This window comes from Bradyrhizobium sp. CCGUVB23 (genome assembly GCF_024199885.1).
Taxonomy (GTDB): domain Bacteria; phylum Pseudomonadota; class Alphaproteobacteria; order Rhizobiales; family Xanthobacteraceae; genus Bradyrhizobium.
Window position 1 is genome coordinate 1014107 of sequence record NZ_JANADQ010000001.1, and the last position, 20928, is coordinate 1035034.

At 59.9% G+C, this 20928-nt stretch carries 19 protein-coding genes and 1 pseudogene; all 20 read right to left on the bottom strand.

Annotated features, from left to right (window positions below; genetic code table 11):
- Nucleotides 1-5 precede the first annotated feature (5 nt).
- The gene (locus NLN62_RS04705; RefSeq protein ID WP_254107638.1) at nt 6-269 is read right to left on the bottom strand and encodes a VirB3 family type IV secretion system protein; all 264 of its coding nucleotides are present in this window, start codon (nt 267-269) and stop codon (nt 6-8) included.
- Nucleotides 269-595, bottom strand: coding sequence for a TrbC/VirB2 family protein (locus tag NLN62_RS04710; protein ID WP_254107640.1), 327 nt, complete (start codon nt 593-595; stop codon nt 269-271). Before NLN62_RS04710 ends, NLN62_RS04705 begins: the two co-directional genes overlap by 1 nt.
- Nucleotides 592-1512: a P-type conjugative transfer ATPase TrbB gene (trbB, locus tag NLN62_RS04715; protein ID WP_254107641.1), complete on the bottom strand. Its 921-nt coding sequence runs from the start codon at nt 1510-1512 to the stop codon at nt 592-594. Before trbB ends, NLN62_RS04710 begins: the two co-directional genes overlap by 4 nt.
- Before the next feature lie 512 nt (nt 1513-2024).
- Nucleotides 2025-2219, bottom strand: a pseudogene (locus NLN62_RS04720) (LrgB family protein); the annotation flags it as partial.
- A 37-nt stretch (nt 2220-2256) separates the two neighbouring features.
- Nucleotides 2257-2439 (bottom strand): hypothetical protein, encoded by a 183-nt coding sequence (locus tag NLN62_RS04725; protein WP_254107642.1) that lies wholly within the window; start codon nt 2437-2439, stop codon nt 2257-2259.
- Between the two features lie 53 nt (nt 2440-2492).
- Nucleotides 2493-3608, bottom strand: a complete 1116-nt coding sequence (locus NLN62_RS04730; RefSeq protein WP_254107643.1) for a WD40 repeat domain-containing protein — start codon at nt 3606-3608, stop codon at nt 2493-2495.
- Complete coding sequence (locus NLN62_RS04735; RefSeq protein WP_254107644.1) at nt 3571-3933, bottom strand: hypothetical protein; 363 nt, start codon at nt 3931-3933, stop codon at nt 3571-3573. Before NLN62_RS04735 ends, NLN62_RS04730 begins: the two co-directional genes overlap by 38 nt.
- Nucleotides 3930-4376, bottom strand: a complete 447-nt coding sequence (locus tag NLN62_RS04740) for a hypothetical protein (protein WP_254107645.1) — start codon at nt 4374-4376, stop codon at nt 3930-3932. The genes NLN62_RS04735 and NLN62_RS04740 overlap by 4 nt, the downstream gene beginning before the upstream one ends.
- 14 nt (nt 4377-4390) lie before the next feature.
- Entirely contained in the window at nt 4391-6214 is a 1824-nt protein-coding gene (locus tag NLN62_RS04745; RefSeq protein WP_254107646.1) for a sigma-54-dependent Fis family transcriptional regulator, read from the bottom strand.
- 343 nt (nt 6215-6557) lie between these two features.
- Complete coding sequence (locus tag NLN62_RS04750; protein ID WP_254107647.1) at nt 6558-7052, bottom strand: hypothetical protein; 495 nt, start codon at nt 7050-7052, stop codon at nt 6558-6560.
- A 133-nt stretch (nt 7053-7185) separates the two neighbouring features.
- Nucleotides 7186-7866 (bottom strand): MIP family channel protein, encoded by a 681-nt coding sequence (locus NLN62_RS04755; protein WP_254107649.1) that lies wholly within the window; start codon nt 7864-7866, stop codon nt 7186-7188.
- A 148-nt stretch (nt 7867-8014) separates the two neighbouring features.
- Entirely contained in the window at nt 8015-9646 is a 1632-nt protein-coding gene (locus NLN62_RS04760; protein WP_254096847.1) for a molecular chaperone GroEL, read from the bottom strand.
- A gap of 85 nt (nt 9647-9731) precedes the next feature.
- On the bottom strand, nt 9732-10574 hold the full coding sequence (locus tag NLN62_RS04765; protein WP_371932917.1) for a metal-sulfur cluster assembly factor: 843 nt from the start codon (nt 10572-10574) through the stop codon (nt 9732-9734).
- Nucleotides 10574-11596, bottom strand: a complete 1023-nt coding sequence (locus NLN62_RS04770; RefSeq protein ID WP_254107651.1) for an amidohydrolase family protein — start codon at nt 11594-11596, stop codon at nt 10574-10576. The genes NLN62_RS04765 and NLN62_RS04770 overlap by 1 nt, the downstream gene beginning before the upstream one ends.
- A gap of 119 nt (nt 11597-11715) precedes the next feature.
- Nucleotides 11716-12087, bottom strand: coding sequence for an MmoB/DmpM family protein (locus NLN62_RS04775; protein ID WP_027550986.1), 372 nt, complete (start codon nt 12085-12087; stop codon nt 11716-11718).
- Nucleotides 12088-12093: 6 nt separating this feature from the next.
- The gene (locus NLN62_RS04780; protein WP_254107652.1) at nt 12094-13164 is read right to left on the bottom strand and encodes an aromatic/alkene monooxygenase hydroxylase subunit beta; all 1071 of its coding nucleotides are present in this window, start codon (nt 13162-13164) and stop codon (nt 12094-12096) included.
- A 68-nt stretch (nt 13165-13232) separates the two neighbouring features.
- Nucleotides 13233-14273, bottom strand: coding sequence for an FAD-binding oxidoreductase (locus NLN62_RS04785; RefSeq protein ID WP_254107654.1), 1041 nt, complete (start codon nt 14271-14273; stop codon nt 13233-13235).
- 83 nt (nt 14274-14356) lie between these two features.
- Nucleotides 14357-16027, bottom strand: a complete 1671-nt coding sequence (locus NLN62_RS04790; protein ID WP_254107656.1) for an aromatic/alkene/methane monooxygenase hydroxylase/oxygenase subunit alpha — start codon at nt 16025-16027, stop codon at nt 14357-14359.
- A gap of 1862 nt (nt 16028-17889) precedes the next feature.
- Nucleotides 17890-18942 (bottom strand): NAD(P)-dependent alcohol dehydrogenase, encoded by a 1053-nt coding sequence (locus tag NLN62_RS04795; protein ID WP_371933098.1) that lies wholly within the window; start codon nt 18940-18942, stop codon nt 17890-17892.
- Nucleotides 18943-19591: 649 nt separating this feature from the next.
- Nucleotides 19592-20908 carry an MFS transporter gene (locus NLN62_RS04800; protein WP_254113337.1) on the bottom strand — a complete coding sequence of 439 codons (1317 nt, stop codon included), beginning with the start codon at nt 20906-20908 and terminating at the stop codon, nt 19592-19594.
- Nucleotides 20909-20928 lie beyond the last annotated feature (20 nt).

The window sequence follows — 20928 nt, forward strand, 5'->3', positions numbered from 1 at the left end:
AGGACTCACAGGCTGAGATGACCGGGAATGCGAACGTGCCGGCGCACGACCTCGACGAAGGCCGGATCGCGCTTAGCGGCCCAGACCGCGATCATGTGACCGACGAACCAGAGCAGAAGACCCGCCAGCCAAAGTCGCAGCCCAAGGCCAAGCGCCGCCGCCAAGGTGCTGTTGAGGATGGCAACCGATCGCGGCGCGCCACCCATCAGAATCGGCTCGGTCAGGGCCCGATGCACGGGCGCGACAAATCCTGTGACCTGCCCCTCCATCAGATCACCACGCCGCCGCCGAATGAGAAGAACGACAAGAAGAAGCTTGAGGCGGCAAAGGCGGTCGACAGGCCGAACACGATCTGAACTAGCCGGCGGAAACCGCCTGACGTGTCGCCGAATGCCAGCGACAGGCCCGTCACGATGATGATGATGACTGCGATGATCTTGGCAACGGGACCTTCGACCGATTGCAGGATCTGGTTGAGCGGTTGCTCCCATGGCATGTTGGAGCCCGCGGCCCACGCGGGGACGGCAATCAGGCAGTACCCGGTGAATGCCCCGGTCGAAGGGATGATCCTTGCGCGAAACGAACGATAACTCATGGTTGATCTCCCATTGGTGCAAGGCTGTAGTCCCCGGAGGCCCCGAGCCCGGTTACACGGGCCAGTTCTGCAAGCCGGCGATCGGCACCACGGCCGACGAGCACGGCAATGACGTTGATGGTTTCGGCGATGAGGGCGCGCGGGACAGTGACGACGGCTTCCTGGATGAGCTGCTCGAGCCGACGCAAAGCGCCAAGCGCGGTTCCGCCATGAATGGTGCCGATTCCACCGGGGTGGCCGGTGCCCCAGGCTTTCAGCAGGTCGAGGGCCTCCGCTCCGCGGACTTCGCCGATCGGGATACGGTCAGGCCGCAGCCGTAGCGACGAACGGACGAGATCGGAGAGCGAGATCACACCATCCCGTGAACGCAAAGCGACGAGGTTCGGTGCCTTGCACTGAAGCTCTCGCGTGTCTTCGATAAGAACGACGCGATCGGTAGTCTTGGCGACTTCCGCAAGCAGCGCGTTTGTCAGTGTCGTCTTGCCGGTCGAGGTGCCGCCTGCGACCAATATGTTCTTACGAGCGGTGACGGCCACGCGTAGCGCATCGGCCTGGTCCGAGGCCATGATTCCGGCCGCGACGTAGTCATCAAGCGAGAACACGGCCACCGCTGGTTTGCGGATCGCGAATGCCGGGGCGGCGACGACCGGCGGCAGCAAGCCTTCGAAACGTTCACCCGTCTCGGGCAGCTCGGCCGACACGCGCGGCGCGCCGGCGTGGACCTCGTGACCAACATGATGGGCAACCAACCGGACGATGCGCTCCGCGTCGGAAGCTGACAGGCTCTCGCCGGTATCCATGAGGCCGTTTGATAGCCGGTCGATCCACAACCGGCCATCGGGGTTGAGCATCACTTCAACGATCGACGAATCTTCCAGAAAGCGTGCGATGGCGGGGCCAAGTGCCGTACGCAGCATTCGCGCCCCACGCGAGATTGCCTCCGACTGAAGAGAATGGATTGGCACCGCTGTCCCCCAACAACTGAAAGCAAACCAAGCGCCTCAGAGGGGGATTAGAAAAAGCAGGAAACCAATCAGCACAACGAGAGGCTGACTACGCTCGTGGCCTGGCGTAGGAAAAGAAAGATTGGGCCGGAGGAACTCAGAAATTTCACCTAGGCTTGTTTTAGTCCGAGAACGAATGATTTTAGCGACGGAGAACGGCGCGATGGGCCAACCGTGGTCATTCGAACGTCACGGTGCGGAGTGGGCTGCCGCAAGCAACTCATAGCTTTCAGACCCGTCCGCGGTTATTGATAGCGCGGTCGAGAACTATGCTCGTGAGCATACACCCACGTCGATCATGGTCCTGCAGAACGATCTCATCGCAGCAACGTCGGGTGACATCGCACGCAAGGTCAACGTTCGCCCTTTCCGCAAGAGCCTGCTCAGCGCGCTTTCGGCAGCCCGTCGAGTGTGGCCAAACAGATAACATCGTGAGCCTTTGCGGCGCCGGCGCCGTGGGCGCTCACGCCGAGCAGAGCGCCCCGTGCGAGGCTCGAACGGATTGGCAGCGTCGTGAGCACAACGTCCCCCAGCGCAGCGGCAAGAACACAGGTGAGAATAACGAAGACCGCCGTGAGATCAGGCGCGCCGCCAATATCCTCGGAAACGGCCATCGCAAAGGCCAACTATAACTTTCGCCTTCAGCAGAAACCCGCGTCACTGCGTTGCTGCACTTCGCTCAAAGGGCTTATTTTCAGCGATGAACCTTGCGGCCAGCACCAAAGCGCCCATCGAAACTTCCTTTCCATGCGCAGCGATCATACGCTCCGAGAGTTCCGCCAACTCCTGAAAGAATTGATCCTTGCTTTCGGCTTCGTTGTGCGATCGAGTAGCTGTCATAACTTTGTCTCCTGATGATGCTGGCAACGCTCTCTGGCGTGGCACCGGGTCAACTATTTGAAAATGTACGGAGGAAACGTCACGATCGCCGCCTCCCCGTCGCTTGTTCCGAATGCAAGATGCTGGCCGTCGCTAGACCAACGCAGGGTGTGGACGGCGCCTCGACCAGGCGACCTGACGACCAATTCGTCGGATTGTCCGATCCTCGCGACCGCGACCATGCCGTCGGCGTAACCTGCCGCAACCAGACCACGCTCTGGATGAATATCCACCGTCTCGACGAGGACGAACCGGGCGCGCCCCGTAGCGAGGTTCGCCGGCTGATCGCTTTCGTCATCAAGGCTGGAAACGTCCCATGCGATCATCCGATAGGCTCCGCTCGTAACGAGGACGCGGGAGTCCGCGCTCCACGAAAGAGAGGCAACGGTTGCGGGATAGGTCGGAATCCGGACGATCCGCGCATCGGCAAGACGCACCAAAACAATCCCAGTTTTGCCGACTGACACAGCCAACCAGCTCCCATCCGGGCTCCACGACAAGGCTGAGACTGTGCCCAACTCAAATGAGGCGGAGGGCTCGGGTCGTGGCCCAAAGCTACGGACGAGCAGACGGCCGTCGGCTCCAATCGCAAAGCGCCGGCCATGCGGCGATACAGCCATTGCCGACGCATGCCCTCCGACCCGCTCTTGCAGCCAGGCGACCTCACCATTGGAATCGTAAAATATGATTGACCCGCCGGAAGCTGTCAGGATGCCCCCCGCCGATACCGGGGCAATCAGATCGATAGGCGCCCCGTTGCTCGAGACCACCCGTGTGACGCCGGACGCCGACACCCGAAGCAGCCGGCCGTGATCACTGGCGACGAAATCCGAGGCCCCGAGCGGAGCGAGGTGAAGCGGAGCATCGCTGATTATCACTTTCATCAATGGCGGCACTGGTTTCCGTCGCGGTGAAATCGCCGTCCGGCCGTCGTCGAGCGCCGCGCGACAGCGATCTTGCGCCGGCTCAACGTCAGTTAGCGGAGCTACCGCCAACGCTCCATCGGCGAGCGCGAACGCAACTCCCTGTCCCGCAGGATCGAAGGCCGTATTTGTAACGGCCGTACCCACAGTCCAATGCCGCCCAAGCAATTCATAGAGCGTCGCGATCTCTGCTTCCATCGTATCCATCGTCGCCTCTCGTTCGGATCGTCTCACCGGCAATCCACCTGTCTAGCTCTTCAAGACGCTGCTCCAGCGCGGCGCAATGAGCGTCGCATTCTGTCATTGCCGCATTCGCCTTTCGCAAGCGCTCGCGCGCATCCGCGAGGGTCCTGGCGAGCTCATGTGGACTGCCGGAGGCCGCAATCTCTTGCTCGATGCCCTGAATATCGAATTCGGCGCCGCCGCTAAGCTGACGGTTGAGCAGATTGCGCGATTGGGCGGCCGATATCTCCTGAACGACCCGCAGCCGCTGGGTCAGCATCTCGACAACGGTCAGGGGACCGGTGCTCATACATCAGTCTCGATCTGGACCAGGATCCGCTGCAGGCCACCCACGCCCGATGCAAAGTGGCGTTGCGCATCATTGATGTGAGATTCCAGCGAGTCCCATAGATCAACCCTCAGCAACCGCGATGGATCGCCAACCATGGTCTCAAGCGCCTGCAGACCGAACTGATGCCGCAAACCAATGCCCTGCAAAACAAAATCCGTCAGTTCGCGCGCATGCGTTTCGATGAAAGGACGCAATAGCGGATGCGCGCCATAGCTGATGCCGCGCTTCGCGAGTTCGGTCTCGATGAACACCACGAAATGCCTAACCAGCAGATTTTGGCTTTCGCCAACCAAGTGCACCATGAAAGTTACGTCGCGGTCCGCACGCGAAAGGATCTCCGACGCGAGCGCCGCAGCGGCTAGCTCCTCTGCCCCCTTTTGTCCGTCCCAGACCGTCGCCATGCCCAATCCTGTCCTCAGGTCCGTGAACGATATTGATGCAATTTGCGATACAGAGTGGCACGCGAGAGCCCTAGCTTCTCGGCCGCGGCTGCAATGTTGCCGCCTGCATTTGCGACGGCCCTCTCGATGGCACGACGCTCCATATCATCGAAGCGAGCGATCTCTTCGCCCTCGGGTCTCGTGGTGCCATGCCCTGTCTGCAAGGCGCCCGGACTCGGCTGGGCCGGTGTTGCTTCCAGGAAATCCTCGGGCAACTCCCTGGCCGTAACCACGCCGGTGAGCGTCATCAGCACTAGGTTCTCGATCAGATTGCGCAGTTCGCGGACGTTCCCCGGCCAGCTATAACGCCGCAACATTTCCATTGCGGTTGCCTCGAAACGTAGCGGTTCGGTGCTATAGATCTCCGCGAATTGTCGGTTGAAATGATCGATCAGAATCTCGACATCACCCAAGCGCTCGCGGAGCGGCGGGATAGTGATCTTGACAACGCCGATCCGGAAATACAGGTCCTTACGGAAACGTCCTTCCGCCACTTCCTGCTTCAAATTCCGATTGGTCGACGCCACGAGCCGGACGTCCACCAGACGCGGCTTGTTGTCGCCGAGGCGGTACACCGCACGCTCTTCCAGAACGCGGAGCAAGTACGGCTGCAGATCCAGCGGCATCTCGCCGATCTCGTCGAGGCTGAGCACGCCGCCATTGGCAAATTCAAAGCGGCCCGGCTTTCCCTCTCGCGTCGCGCCGGTATAGGCGCCTGGGGCATGTCCGAACAATTCACCGCCAAGAAGCTCTTTCGAGACCGCACCGCAATTGAAGGCGACGAAAGGCTCCTTGCCGGTCTTCTGGCTGGCGGCGTGAACGAGACGAGCAAACAGTTCTTTGCCAACTCCAGTCTCGCCTTCGAGCAGAATAGCCGTCCGGCCGAGTGCCGCCCGCTCAACCTTCTCGACCACATCCTGCAATGCGTCGCTACATCCGACGATCGCTTCCTTGGCCGACATGATGGCTGCACGAGTTGCCGGCGACACCTGAGGCGCAGCGGAATTTATTCGTGGCCTCGATGCAAGCACGAGCATCGCTCCCTTCACAACCCCGTCGACTAACAGCGGCTCGATCCGCTGGTCGCGCAATTCGTCGGGCAACCCGCTAGCCAGCTCTTTGCCAAGAAGGCCTTCGTTGCTCGGAAGAAGCTGAGTTCCGATGGTCAAGTCGCGAGACTGCGCGATCCGCTGCCAGCGAACCGACGCCATGTCGTTGTGATGAACGACCCGACCGAAGCGATCCAGGATCACCACACCGTCCGCGCTGCCCATCCCCGGCATTCGAGAAATGCTGGCCTCGAGCAGCCGTATTCTTTCAAGGCGGATCTTTTCCGAGAGCGCGAGCTCGATGTGATTGGCCGCAATCACCGCCAGTGCGACGTTGTGCCGGTGAAAGATCGCCTGAGGTCCGGAAAAATCAATGATGCCAATGATGCTGCCGTCGATGGGGCTGCGAATGGGGCTACCGACGCAAGTCCAGGCTTTGATGCCTTCCGAAAAATGCTCGGCTGCATGGACATGGACCGGTTTTCCCGTGACCAGCGCAGTGCCGATGCCGTTGGTGCCGGTCACCGTCTCACCCCAGGCGGCGCCGACCTCGAGGCGAATATCGTGCCCTGCGTCAATCGTCCGCTGATCGCCTCCCACATCCAGCACGACGCCGTTCCTGTCGGTGATAACCAGCATCGTCGCGGCGTCGCCGAGCACTTCCGCGACGCGGCGGAACGTCTGAGCGCTCGAACCCAGCAAGTCATCATTCTTCAGACGCAGCTCGTAGAGATCGTCCGGCGAGGCCACGAGATTGCTGCCCTTGCAATGCGCATTGACCCCGGAGTTGACGCTGCGCTGCCATGATTTCTCGATGACACCTCGCACAAGCGCGTTCTCGCGCTTGAGGTCGCCAAACGTCAGAAAGTCTTCCCAGGCCCTATTGGTCTCTCGTTCATCATATGGCTGTCCCTGCTCCGCATCCGTGGCGTCCGGAATTTTGTAGCCTTCCAGGGAGAACGGCGGCTTAGCCATGAGCGTTTCCGTCAGCATTGGAGCACCATACCTAAGTTGGCAAACAACCCGATCGGCAGAAACGACCTGAACCGAACCTGACCGGGATCGTCATTCCCATAGGCCCGGCTCACGGAGATCATTCGGCGATTTTGGCGACGGCATCCAGGCCGAGACGGCCTGCGATGACTTGTTCCAAGCTCTGCTCGGACGTCTCGTCGGGCACGCTCACGCCCTCAAGATCGGCGAGGACTTTCCGGATTCCATCATCCAGCGGATCGAAGATCCCGTTCTCCCGCGTCGCCAGGGCGAAGTATCGCGATTGGCCCTTTCCACGCAGTTCGCCGACAAAATGGAGTTGCCGCCCCGACCCGAGATCCGCGATCACGACACGGCCGTTGAGGCTGATCCGCACGTAGGGTTCCGCCTCTCTTGGACGGCCCGGCGGCGTGTACCACAGCTTGCCTGATGGCTGGGGCTGCGGAGGAGGCGTGGGATTGCGCAACTCCTGCCAGCGCCCACCGGTCAGATGGTTGGCGAGCGCGTCGATCCTCGTGCGGTTCTTCTGAATGAAGTCCTTCGCCGCGGCCTCCTCGCGGCACGGACCGTCGCGCTTTGAAATGATGTGGACCATGGTCTCCTCCTTCCCCGGTCAGTCGGATGGCCGTGGAGGCTTGTTGTGCCGCCTCCTTCGGCGCATGCCGGAGCTTCCAAGATTGTAGCTCGTTCTAGATCATTGTCACCGCCCAATCACGCGATCGCGGAGCTCAAGCTGTCGCCACCATCTCGCGCGTCACGCCGGCCTTGAACACGTAACCGGACAGTGCGGCTCCGACGCACGGTGCCACGAAATAGAGCCACACCTGCGACAGCGCATCGGAGCCAGCGAACAATGCAGGGCCAAACGAGCGCGCCGGATTGACCGATGCGCCCGATACGGTGATGCCTGCGAGATGGATCGCAACCAAGGTGAGGCCGATCACCAAACCCGCGTAGACCGACGCCGCACCCTTTTGGGTTGCACCAAGGATCACGGTCAGGAACAGAAAGGTTGCCGCCGCCTCGAACACGAACGCGGAGAGTACGCCATACTGACCCCAGCCATTCTGGGCGAAACCGTTCGCTGCGACGTCGTAACCTCCGACCTTGCCTTCCGCGATCAGATACAGCACCGCTGCAGCTGCGATCCCGCCGATGAATTGTGCGACGATGTAGCCCGAGAAATCCCGCGGCGACATCCGACCGGCGACGAGCACGCCGAGGCTGACGGCCGGGTTGAGGTGCGCGCCCGAGATATGCCCGATCGAATAGGCCATCGCGACCACCGACAGGCCGAATGCAAACGCCACGCCCAGTAAACCGACTTCGGATCTCATGAAGATCACGGTCGCGCAGCCGAAGAACACGAGTGCGAACGTGCCGATGAATTCTGCAACATACTTACGCATGACTTCCCCTCCATGGTGATATTTCGATGCCGAGGCGCCCGATCCGCCCCTCTCCGCTCGCTCAGGTTTGCGATTGATCCGAGTATCTGGCCACGGTGTCCCGCGCGCCGGATCCGGCGCGGCGGAATACGGACCGCGCACACGTGCCTCATGCACGCCCAAGCTTCTCTGCCCCGCCGCCTAGGGCCGGCCCCTGTGTCGGATCGATGTACTCCGGCACGTCTGCAACCAACGTGTTGGTGGTCAGCACCAGCGTGGCCACGGAAGCCGCGTTTCGAAGGGCGGTGTATGTCACTCGGACCGGGTCGACGATGCCAGCCGAGACCATGTCGAGGAACTTGCCGTTGGCAGCGTCGAAGCCGACACCCGCCGGCGCGCGCTGCAAGTCGGCCACGACCTTTTCCGAATCATGCCCCGCGTTTCGGGCAATGAACGCGGCGGGACGGGATAGCGTCTCGCGCACCAGCTTGATTCCTTCGCCCAGGTCGCCATTGACGTTGCCGAGCGTGCGAGCAACCACCGGCGCGCACTGCGCCAACGCCGTGCCGCCTCCCGGCACGATGCCCTCTTCGGCTGCCGCACGCGCCGCGCTGAGTGCATCGTCGATCAACTGGATCGTCCGCTTCTGTTCCACTGGCGTGACACCCCCGGCGAAAATCACGGCTGTCCCACCTGAGAGCTTTGCGAGCCGCTCCTTGAGCTTGTCTTGCTCGATATTAGGTGGTGCCAGGTCGTATTGTTTGGCCACCTGCTGGCGCCGCGCCGCGATCGCCGCATCGTCGCCACCGCCACGAATGATCACCGTTTCGCGCGCGCTGGCCCGAACCTGCCGCGCAGTACCGAGATCGGCAAGGTTCGCCTCTTCCAGCCTGCCTCCAAGCTCGCGGGCGATCACGCGTCCGCCGGTCATGATGGCAAGATCGTCCATCATCGCCTTGCGCCAGTGGCCATAGTCGGGCGGATTGACCACCAGTACCTTGCCGCGGTTGCTATCGCCAAGCAGTGTGACGACGACTTCGGGCGCAATCTCCTCAGCGACTATCACCAGCGGCCGCCCGGTCGTGGCAACCGACGTACGCACCGCGGACAGCTCGCTTGGCGATTTGATCTTCAGGTCGGTCAGAAGGATGTAGGGCTGATCCAGCACCACTTCCATCTTCTCGACGTCCGTCACCATGTGATGGGAAATGTAGCCGCGGTCGAACGACATGCCTTCAACGACCTCGAGCGTCGTGCTGGTCGTCAACCCGTACTCGGAACTGATGATGCCGTCCTTGCCGACGCGCTCCACTGCCTCGGCGATTAATCCACCAAGATGGGCGTCGGTCGACGCAATCGTCGCCACCGCTTGCAGCGTTTTGCGATCCGATACGGTGATTGCCGAACTCTTCAGGGTCTCGACAACGACCTCGACGGCCCGGTCAATACCTTTACAGAGATCCACGGCCTTGGCGCCGCGTTCCAGGGCCGCAACGCCTCCTTGAATGAGACCGTTCGCGAGCACCATCGCGGTCGTCGTTCCATCGCCCGCGACTTCGTTGGTCTGCTTCGAGACCTCGCGCACCACCTGCGCGCCCATGTTCTCGAAACGATCCGGCAATTCGATTTCCGAGGCGATTGTAACGCCATCTCGTGACACGATAGGCGTACCGATCGGCCTGTCGACCATCGCGTTCATGCCCTTCGGACCGAGCGTCGATTCGATTGCAGCGGCAAGCTTCTGGACTCCGCGCGCAAGAGCGCGGCGGGCTTCTACGTCATGCAGCAGAACTTTTGGCATCGCGTTTCACTCCCCACGTGGTCTGTTGTTTGTCAGGTCGGGCGGACTTGCTGACCGCTCCTTTTTCGGCACTCGCAGACGCGCCTCACGCGGGCGCGACGGTACGTTGTTCGGTAGCCCCATGCAGCCCGATGGTCCGCGCGGAACAACCACTGCCACAAGCCCCGCATGCAGATGTCCGTTCCGTACTGCTCCCGCCGAGCTCGCGATAACGGGCAGCAAGAAGACCCCTGCATAGTGAGCTGTTGAACTCCATATTGATCCGCACCCCCCGCAGCCGCTGCAGATACGGGGGCAGCTCGTGACGTCTGATGGTGTCGCCCTCATAAGTGACGAAAGCGCGATCGTCGGGGAGATGAGCGAGGTGCCGTTGAAGCAGAAGCTCACGATAACGCAGTTTCTGACGCGAAACGTCTCCCGGCCCGAAGTCGACCCCATCGTAGGTGCCCATGGTCATCCGGCAGATCGCCGGATCCTCGTAACCCAGGCCGCGCAACGCCAGGATCATGAACTCCTGTCGCCGCTCGAACGCCTTCCGGCGAAACTTCTCGCGCAAGTCGTCAAGAGAGCCTCCAGGTGCAAACTCCTTGAGCGCGTCGGCGAATGACTTCCCCTCGCTGACGCCCTGGTTGATCTCCTGAGCGACCATGTGATCCCGGAGCTGCGGTCGCGCATGACGTACCCACGGCAGCGCTGACACCGCCTGACGCATGTCGTCGGCCATGAGGAATGCGAAGTTCGCCGAACACCAGTAGGTCGGCAAGCGAAAAACGATGTCGACTCCGCCATCGTCATGCACGGTGATGAGTTCGACGAACCCAAGGTCGGTCACGGACTCGTCTAGCTCGGGATCCGTGACCGTTGCGAGGCGTGCCCACACCTCGCTGGTCTTTCGGTCACGATATTGGAGGACCTCGCCCATCCTCATCACTCCGCTGCGACCGCGTGAGCTTTTTTCGCAAGCTTCGCCTTCTGTGCTTCGACGTCGACGCCATAAAGGCGCGCGGCGTTAAGACCCAGAATCTTCTTCTTGGCCTGCGGGGTGAGATCGACGCCGTGCTCCTGCTTCAGATCCTCGGGCAGCTCGAAGTTCCAGAACTTTTCGACCAGCCAACGGGGCGTCCAGATGGCGTAGTCACTGCCGAAAAGAAGCTTGTCTTCGCCGACCCAGAACAAGAGTTCGGAGATCACTTCGGCGAAATACCGCGGGCGGCCGTGAATGAACGGCAGCGCCACCGCCAGGCCACCATAGACGTTGGTCTCCTGCACCGCGATCCAACAGAAATCGTCAAGCCGCGGCAAGCCGCAATGCTCGATGATGAAATTCAGCCCCTGGAAGTCGGTGGCCGCGTGATCGACGTCGTGGACATCGAACGCATCCTTGTCCAGCGGGATGATCGTCGGCCCTTTGTGGACATGAATGTTCTTGATACCGAGCTTTTCGCAGAGCTCGAAGCAGCGATAGGCGTTGGGATCGGTGAGCTTCCAGCCCCGCGAATCGCCCTTCCACTCCGCCGTATAGAGCTTGACGCCCTTGATGCCGAACGTCTCCTTCATGTAATGGATGTACTCGAGCGCACGCTCTCCGTCCCGCGGATCAAACGCGCCATTGACGATGAAGCGATCCTTGTACTTCTTCGCCATCTCGGCGTTGCGGTCGATGGTGTTGAACCCGTTCTTGTAGAATTCCGTCAGGTAGGTCGACTGTACGATGGCCATATCGTCCGGGCCATCGACGAACAGGTCGCGATACATCTGCTCGGCGCTGTATTTCTCGAACTGCTCCTTCGGCCAGAGCTTGTCCTTCGGACTGAGCGAGGTGTGATAGGCGTAGAAGCAATCAATGAATTGCTTGCCGTGAATGTTGAGCTGGTTCGCCGGGCTGCCGTCCCAGAAATGGGTGTGACCGTCGATGACGAACACGTCCTCGCCAGAAGGGGTTATGAACATGATAGTCTCCAAAGTTTATAGGTGCTTTTTCATCGATGTCGGAAACGACCGACCGCGCGAGAAAGTGGTGGAGCTGCAATCTGGGTGGATGCAGCCCCACCCAGTCTCGGGAGAAACGGTTACTCGATGTATTCGAACACCTCGTCCATGTTGCCGAACAGGGTCACCGTATTGTCGTCGATGCGAACCATTCGGCCGTAATGCGTTGAGGTGTTCACTTCGAAGATCTCGGCTGTCATTTCCTTCCCGAGAATCTCGCTGATTTCGTCCATCTTGAAGATCAGCTTGCCCTCTCCGTCGATGCGGATCAGGGCTGGCTGATAGGTCACGGTCACGTTCGGCTTCTTGCCCATGAACTCGGCGATGGCACGCGCCTCCACGCTGTCGTTCATCGTGACGCCGCACTGATGGGAAATCGTTTGTTCGAAACGAAGGTCTCCCATCTTCTGGAAGATGTTCTGGTTGGTCGCAGATCTGGAAGCAACGGACATTGCAATTTACTCCTTGGGAAGGGTGAGGCCGAGTTCGCCGAGAATCTTCTTGATGCGTTCGACGGACTGCGCGCGGGCGTCGGCGTACTGCACCGGCTTCGAATGCGGCTGCGACCAGATCGGCTGCAGGCCCGCGGCCGCCTTGTTGGCAAGCGCCACATGCTTGTTCACCCAGCCCTGGAACAGCTTCTTGTTGTGGGCGGCATGCTGATTGTCGGTGACGAGCAGATGCATCAGGTCGATCGTATTCGCGAGGTTGCGCTCGTAGTCGGCTTCAGCCGCCGAGATGACGGGCGGCGTGATGAAGTCCCCATTCGATGAGGCCACCTGCATCAAGAAGCCACTACGGAACAGTTCGCCGACGAGCGGCTCGAACACGATATTGGTGGCAAAATACTGCTCAAGGTAATCGGCCGAGCCCATGATCGACTCGATCGCTTCCCGAGTGCCTTGCCAACCCTTGTCCTCGAGCCAGGTGTGCTTGCCGGCTGCGTCGTCGAAGCTCGGAATATCCATTCCGATTTCGGCCAGATAGAGTGTGATATCCTGGGCGAGGCGGAGCTTGTAGGACGAGTTGGTCAGCGTCGCGTTGTTGATCATCTGGGTGTAGCCGTAGCGCTGAGCTTGCATCAGCGAAGTGCCGAGCCCGAACTCGACATGCTTCCACGCACCGAGATGATTCTGCAGGATCTTGATCCACGCCTTGTCGAAGGACTTCGGCGCGCCGGACTTGCGGCCGTTGGCGATCACCGCTTGAACCATCGCCTCGATCTTGGACTGCCGCTGGTAATGGGTCCGTTCCCACTCCTGGTCCGGAGCACGGAAGGCATGCCAATTCGAGCTCAGCGCCGCCGTGTTGTCCTTGGTGTAGGCACCCTTCCCGTTCGAGAACGAGATGATCCAGTCCTGCAACAGGTAGCGCTCCGGATCGGGCTGAACGTCGACAGTCACGTCCTCGTAATGCGTCGCTCGCTTGCTGCGCGGCTCGAAGTACCGATATTTGCGGCTGTCCGAGTCCGGAAACACCGCAGCGCCTGCTGCACCGGAGCCCGCTGAAACGCTTGGAACGGCAGTCATAGTCTTTCTCCTCCCATTGGTGGCTTTACACTTGCTGGATCGACACGCGGAAAATCTCGATTAAAGTTTCAGTTATTGGCTGGTGTGAACTTGTCGAAGAAGACGCGATCAGACTCGACATCGTTCATCTGCAGCACCGGCGTGAGCGCCTCGATCATGGGCGATGGACCGCAGGCATAGACGTCGACGTCTTCGCCATATCCGGAAGTGCGCAGGTGAGCTCCGACCGCCTCGTGCACGAAACCCTTTTCTCCATGCCAGGTTGCGTCGTCGACAGCGTGGGAGAGCACCGGGACGAACGTAAACTCCGGATGCTTCGAGGACAGTTCCTTGAATCGATCGAGATAGAAAAGATCGTTTTGCGTACGGGCCCCGTAGAAGAAATACACGGGACGCACTTCGCCTGAGCGAATGTGATCATGCAGGATCGACCACAGCGGCGACATTCCCGATCCTCCGCCGACCAGGATCATGGCTCCGGTTTTGTTTTCTCGCCGGAAGCAGGTCCCGTAGGGTCCCTTGATCCCGACCTCGGTTCCGACGGCGAGGTCTCCGTCAAGTCGGGAGGAGAAGCGTCCGTTCGGGTACTTTTTGATGATGAATGCGAGTTTTTGGCTTTCGCCCGGCGAATTTGCCATGGAAAACGAGCGCGTAATCGTCTCTGCCCCCGGGAGCGTGATGTCGACATATTGACCCGCCCAGAACTTCAGAGGTTGCTCCAGCGAGATTTCGAGCCGCCGAATGTCGTGGGTCAGCGCGGAGATGCTCGTGACTGTGCCCGTGAAGTCCTTGACGGGGATCGACTTCGACAGCACCTCCTCGTCGTAGTTGAGGAGCTCCACTTCAAGATCCGAATAGGCCAGCGTCCTGCACAGCAGGATGTAGTCCTGGCTGCGCTCTATCTCGTTGAGGGCGAACGTCGAGTATTTCTTCAGCTCCACATCGCCGCCGGTAAGCACGCACTTGCATGCTGAGCATTGGCCTTCCTTGCAACCATGCGGCAGTGCGATGCCCTGGCGGAAAGCGGCGTCGAGAACGGTTTCGTTCTCTTCGACCTCGAATTCTATGCCTACGGGGTGCAGGCGAACGACATTAGCGGGCGCGCCCATAGGGGCCTCCTCAAACCAAGGCTTGCGAATCTTCCGGTGATTGGCAGGGAAGGAGCCAGCGGAGCCGGCTCCTTCTCCCACGCTTAGTTGCAGGGATTGATGGTGAATCCCTTGCGATAGTCGGCGAGATGCGTCTCTCGGTCGGCCGGGCTCATCTCCCGCAGGGTGAGCAGCGGGCTCTTGAGAATGTGGCCGCGGACATCGTCGAGCGTCCACATTTCCTTCTCGTCGAAGCGCAGGTGCGGCTGGGCGACCAGGGTCTTGCCGTCGGTACGCACGAAGCCCAGATCCTTGATGGCGTCGGCGATATCCACGTTGTGATAGACGCTTTCCCACTCGCGACGGCCGCTGAACCGTCCCATCGCCGGGGTCGGACGCCCCTCATATTCGCCGGCGAAAGCTTCAACCGCCGTCCAGCGATCGATCTCATGGGCGAACGTGTAGAGCTTGCCGTCGATCTCATCCGTGACGATATCCTCGCGGATCAGGCAAGGCACCAGGCACGACCAGCAACGATGCGGATAGACATAGCCGACATCGCTGTTGAAGAGGATGTTGGTCTGGCCGCGATGCGATAGCTTCTCGTACCACTTCCAGAACTCGCCGAACTGAGCATACCAACCCGGGTACTTGTGCTCGAACCACTCGAAGTCCTTGTCGGTCTGGGCCTCGATGCGCCAGAAGTTCGCTGACCAGCCGACCGCAAAGAACTGCGCGACCTTGTGGACGTAGTGCTTCTCGGTCAGCCGTTTCCACGCGGTCTGAACGTCGTCATGATGGATCTTGATGCCGTACTTCTCGAGCGGCAGCATGTAGGTCCGATAATAGTCCTCGAAGATCCAGCGGTGCCACATCTCCGCGTAGGACTCCTTGGTCTTGTCGCGGTTGGTGGTGCCGTACTCGATGAAGGTGCCAATGGCGGCATCAACGATGGCGTGGTTCTGCCAGAACGCGTAGCGCATGTCGCGCTCGAGCAGAAGATGGTTCTCGGGCTCCTTCAGCATCGACATCAGCATCGAGTGGCCGTTGCCGATGTGGCGGCTCTCGTCCGACTGAACCGAGAGGAAAACCGTCGGCAGCGCATAGTCGCCGTTGCGGGCCGCTTCCGATGGCATGGCCACGAACAGCGTGTTCGTGAACGCGGTCTCGGCGACCACGGTCAAGTAAACGTTCGCCGACGTGATCGCGTCGCCGGTGATGAATCCTTCACCGAACTGGCGGCCGATGGTGGTGGCGTAGCATTTCCCGAACGCCTCCTCCGTGATGTCGAACCCGGCCGGGTCGATGTAGTTCTCCATGTACCATTTCTTCAGGTTCATCTGGATTGTCGAGTGGCGGAACTCGTCAACCATCTGCATTGTGAAGCCGGTGCGCAGATCTTCACCCGGGGCAAGGCGCCCGACCATGGCCATGGACCGCGCAGCGGAGATCTCAGGGAACGGGATGATCGCCAGGAAGAGCTTCATCCACTCGACCCAGCGCGGCTCGACGTTGCGGAACATGTCGCCGCGCAAAGCAGCATCGAGCGCGCCGTACACGCGGTTGTCCTTTTCTTCCTGCATCGGGAAGTAGGAGCGAAGGACTTGCTTCATCGGATCCTTCGGCGCCTTCGTGATTTTGTAGTCCGTGGGGAAGGTCATCGCTTCCTGCACGTAGGACGGATTCCACCCGAGATCCGCAATCTTCTTTGCAGCTTCGCCGACGGAAATGCCGCGCTGAGCGGTGATCTTGTTGAGTGTTAAAGTTCCAGACATCTAGTCTATCCTCCTGATCGGGTCAGAGACCACTTCGATATTCCGCCTGCCCAGACCTCGACGGGCCGGGCAGTGCTTACCCGTGCGTTACGGGCCACCTCGCGGCCGTTCGCACGACCGGACGTTTGATATCGGCAAGGGTCATAGGATGACTGTGGAGCCCTCCAGCGATGATCAGGGACGATCTTCGGACCCAGCGGCCCCCGATCGCAATTGTCCCATCCCGCATGAAAGCGCGCCTTCAGCTGAGCATCCCCTTCCCTCGTTCTTTTCGCGGCTCGCCCCAGACGGAGCAGTCGGCGTTGTTGTGCCAAGAGCTTTGCAATGGGCGTGCCAGCGCGTCTTTGGGGGCCCGCCGAGTAATTTCTGATTGAGTAAGTGGGGAAATGAGCGAACGCCGAGGGGCCACAATGCCTGGGTCGCGACTAACTGAGATGCAATTTGCGACACGAATTGCAAAATGAGAATCTCAGTGACGCGTATGGGCGCCTATTTTGCACCGCAATGTTTGCGCCGCAATATCGATCGGTCGCCTGGATGCCGAAATTACTTTGTTCGCTGTTGATCGATGGCGCATTGAGAGGACCAGAGACAGACTTTTTAAAGGTCCTCTCTCATCCGGCCAGCAAGCACTTGTCGGCGATAGGTGCAGATCGAAACCGGTCCTGACTTTTCGACAGCACATCCCTGGATCACCAGCAGACTACATGTTGGATGACGCGCTCTTGACCTGGTGCATCTCATCGAGATTGAAACGACGGCGTGGCAGCGCTTCTCCTACGGGGGCCAATGGTTCGGCGCTCCTCTAGATTGATCACTTGGCCGCACTTTGCAATCGGCGTTCTTTCGCTCATGCCGGCGGCCGCGCGTTGCGAGCTGGTTCCTTGTTCGCCCGCTCGAACTAGCGATAGTCTTCCACGCCGGCTGAGTGCGTTGATTGCCCAACTCTCGACATCCAGCGGCCGGAATAGAGGGCGTAACAATCATGATCGCAAAAGGGCAATCCGGTACTGAATTCTTTCAGATAGCTTGCATGTATTGGCTCACAGCAAAGCATGCAGAACGTTTTTGGACATGGCGTCCTGCCGTTCACCAGAATGAACCTCATGTGGCGCGTCCCAATGCGAAGCATTACAATGCCACTATGTCATCGTTGAACACCTAAGCGGCTCGCAACCAGCGGAGCCATCTATGGTCGGCCTCCCTGCGCACTCTGAACCGGGCGACGCGCTTCCTGGAGCAGAGCGCCGTGCGCCAGCAGTAGTAACGAATAAGCCCAAACTTTCCGCCGCAGACGGCGCAGCAACCCGCTGAACCGTGGTGAGGATTCTTGGAGCTCTTGCCCATTCTGGCCTCCTGTCGATATCGCGCGAATAATTCTCCGAGCTTCCACATAGCACCGCGACCACACGCGAAGTGCGGCGTCAGCGATGGCGTTGGCTTGCAATGTCTCGCGGCGGATACGGACGCCAGGCGCAAGAGTTTGCCTCTGAAGTGCGCCTCAAGGCGAAGCGGCTCGTTCTTGGCCGTATCGGTGTGCTTCGCCGGCGAGTACCTGCAAGGAGGTGTGCAACGGCCGTGCCAGATCGTTCGAGGGCTTCTTTCGGATCGTCTTCTGAGCAGCAGAAGACAGAGCTGGGCGACATTGGATGATTGCGGGTGTCGCCCTGAGACCGGTCGCGTTGCAGATTGCGACGACGACGCAAAATGAGACTTTGTGCGAACCGCGCGGGGTACCCGTCCAGCACTCGCAGCGTTTGCGCCGCAACATGAGCAGTCTGTGTGCGGTCACCTGGACAGACGGAGGGCCGTCAAATCCACCGCGAGAAGTGCATTCTCGCGATGGATGACGTGGTTCTGAATCAAGGAATTAAAACAGCGCGTCCATGAATCTTGCCGGCGTTGAGATCGTGCAACGCCTTGTTCGCATCCGCCAGGCGATACTCGGCGGTGGCGAGTTCAACCAAACCTCGATCCGCGAGGGCCATCAACTCCGTTAGCTCGGCCCATGTGCCGACCAGATTTCCGATGATGTTTTTCTCGGTAATCACCATGTCGACGGTCGGAACACGGATGTCCTCACCATAGCCAACGACGTAATAGCTGCCCATCGGACGGGTCATCGCCAGGCCTTTGGATGTCGTGCCCTTCTCGCCGACGAAATCGATCACCGCTTCCGCGCCGTTTCCGGCAGTCAGAGCCAGCAATGCTGCCACTTCGTTGCCGTCAGCTTTCACCAGATGATCGGCGCCGGACTTTTCGGCCAATTTCAGCGACGCTTCGGACTTGTCGACCACGATAACGTCGGCAGCACACATTGCCTTGAGGCATTGGATTCCGATGTGGCCTAACCCACCCGCTCCGATAACGACGCAGAATTCGCCTGGCAAAAGGTGACGCGTGGCCTTCTTGATTGCGCGATAGGCCGTAAGGCCCGCATCCGCGTAGGGCGCTACATCCTTCGGAGCAAGTGTCCGCGGCAGCGGCACGATATTTCGTTCCGAGGTGCATAAGAATTCTGCGTAGCCGCCGTTGCAATCGAGACCCGGAAACGTGCCGGGACCGTGCATGTCGAAGCCACGGCGACAGGCGAGACACGTGCCGCCGGTGATCTTCGGATGAACGATAACCGGGTCACCTTTCTTCAGGCCCTCAACTTCCTTGCCAACCTCTTCGATCCAGCCCGCATTTTCGTGTCCCATGATGATGGGTAGCAGTTTATCGCCGGTTGGATCCATATGCGGCTTCCAGACGCCTTCAATAATATGAAGGTCAGTCCTACATACGCCAGCGCCGCCGATACGGACGATGACGTCCGTCGATTTGGTTAGCTTGGGATCCGGCACTTTTTCCTCGCTGACCCACCGATCGTTGGACAGCTTTTCGTCATACGCTCTCAATACTTGGGCTCTCATGTTGTCCTCCGTCTGCCCGGCGAACTTCGCGCTCGCCATCGCCGAGGCGGCTCAGCATTTTTCGTGCCAGTGAATTTGTTATTGCAGCGCAAACGACCGTTCCAACAATCGGCAAGCCGCGCGTCGATGTAGCAGCTTGGCGCGTGGTCCAGATCTCCGAACGGCCGAAGATTTCGGAACAAGCTCTGCCCGGGTATCGGGTCGTCCCTTCCCTGTCCTACCCCCAAACAACCCAGGAGTGCTCTCTGGTCTGCTTGCGCACCAGGAGCTGCCGTAGTTGGAGTGTCATCCGTAGCTTGTCACCGTAGCTACAAACGAACTCCCTCTCCACACCGCTTAAGAAGTTGATTCAAAACAATCACTTAGATTTCGCGGTTTGGAGGAGCCCCGTTCCGTCGTTTTCATCGACGGCGCAAGCGCCATCTTTCCTCGTGCCGTGGCCGGAGCGATGCCGTGCTTGTGCAAGATCAGGTTGCAAATCGTGTCTCCGCCGTCATTGTCGTCGGCCTTATCTGCGACCGCTCTACTGATCGCAAAAACAACGCCTTGTGTTGTGCCGAATCCGAGCGATAAGCCGATGGCGGCGCCTATCGCTGCACCTACAGGGCCTCCGATTCCAAGACCTGCGCCCTCATAGAAGCGACAGACGTTACCATTCCGTGTCTTCGTGCGCCTCCATGATCGGGATATCGCTAGGCGGAGCGGTTACTTCAAACGAAGCACCTTGTCGCGAGCGGTGATGCAAGAGGGATCTGACGGTCCTGCCACCTAATTCTCGAACCCAGGAAACGCCAAACCAAGCCAGCGACGCGACCTGTACGGCAACGCTCAACCCGAAGGCAACTTGGTAGGCTATCAGTGGATAGTGCCCATCTTGAACGGGCCATTGCTCGAGTATGAGTCCAGTTCCACACTGAACCGCGAAGGCCCACCCGAAATGCAAGACGTTTAGGCTTCCATTGGCGCGAGCCGCGAGCTCGGCTGGAAAGTATTCTGCAATTGTCGCGTAGCTAAGGACAGTGGCGGCGCCGACAACAGCAACCACTGACCATGGCAGCATCGACGGAAGCGGTAGACGCAGGATCAGTGCGAGCTCAGCCAAGACGAACAGTAACGCCATCACTGCGAGCAGCGTTTCCGAACCGATACCGCGCCTTCGCAACCGGTCTGCAATCGTGCCCAGCAGCAAGGCGCCGGCGCATACGCCAATCGCCGTGACGAACAATTGGGTCACCAAGGTTTCGCGGTTCAGTCCCTCGACATCCCTGAGCCAGGGCGCGGCCCACAATGCCTGCAACGACCAAGCCGACCCAACGCAGCTCGCCGAAAGAGGTGCAATTCGCCAGAAACGGCGATCCGTAAAGATCGCTTCCAGCCGAAGTCCGGCCGGTCGCGCTTGCTGTGCAATCTTGCTTTCCGGGACCGCTAGAAAGATCAGAAGGGCGGCTGCGAGCGTTGTGATCGCCAAAACCTCGAATATTCCGCGCCAACCCGTCGAGTTCAGCAACCATTCGGCAGGTCGGGTTGCCGTCACCGCACCCAAAGCACCCAGCATAATCATGTAGCCGTTCATCAGCGCGACCCGTTCTCTGGGAAACCAGAGGACGATCGCCTTCAGCCCAGCCATCAATGCGGCCGCGACGCCGAGTCCAATCATTGCGCGGGCGAGCAGGAGCGACAGGAATCCGTTCGAAGCACCGAACAGAGCGGCCCCTAGGGCCGCGCCCAGCAACAAGGCGCTCTGAACCCGCCGTGGGCCAAAGCGATCCAACAAGATTCCGATTGGAATCTGGGCGGCCCCGAAGATCAGGAAATACACAGATGTCAGCAGCCCGAGACTGCCGGCATTCAGACTAAGGTCGGCCGAAAGGGGTTCAGATATCAGCGTATTGATCGTTCGGAACAGATAGGAGAGATAGTAGCCTGCCGCAAACGGCAGAAAAACGCCGAGTATCAACCGCGATATCGGAAGTCGCCCCGCGGCAC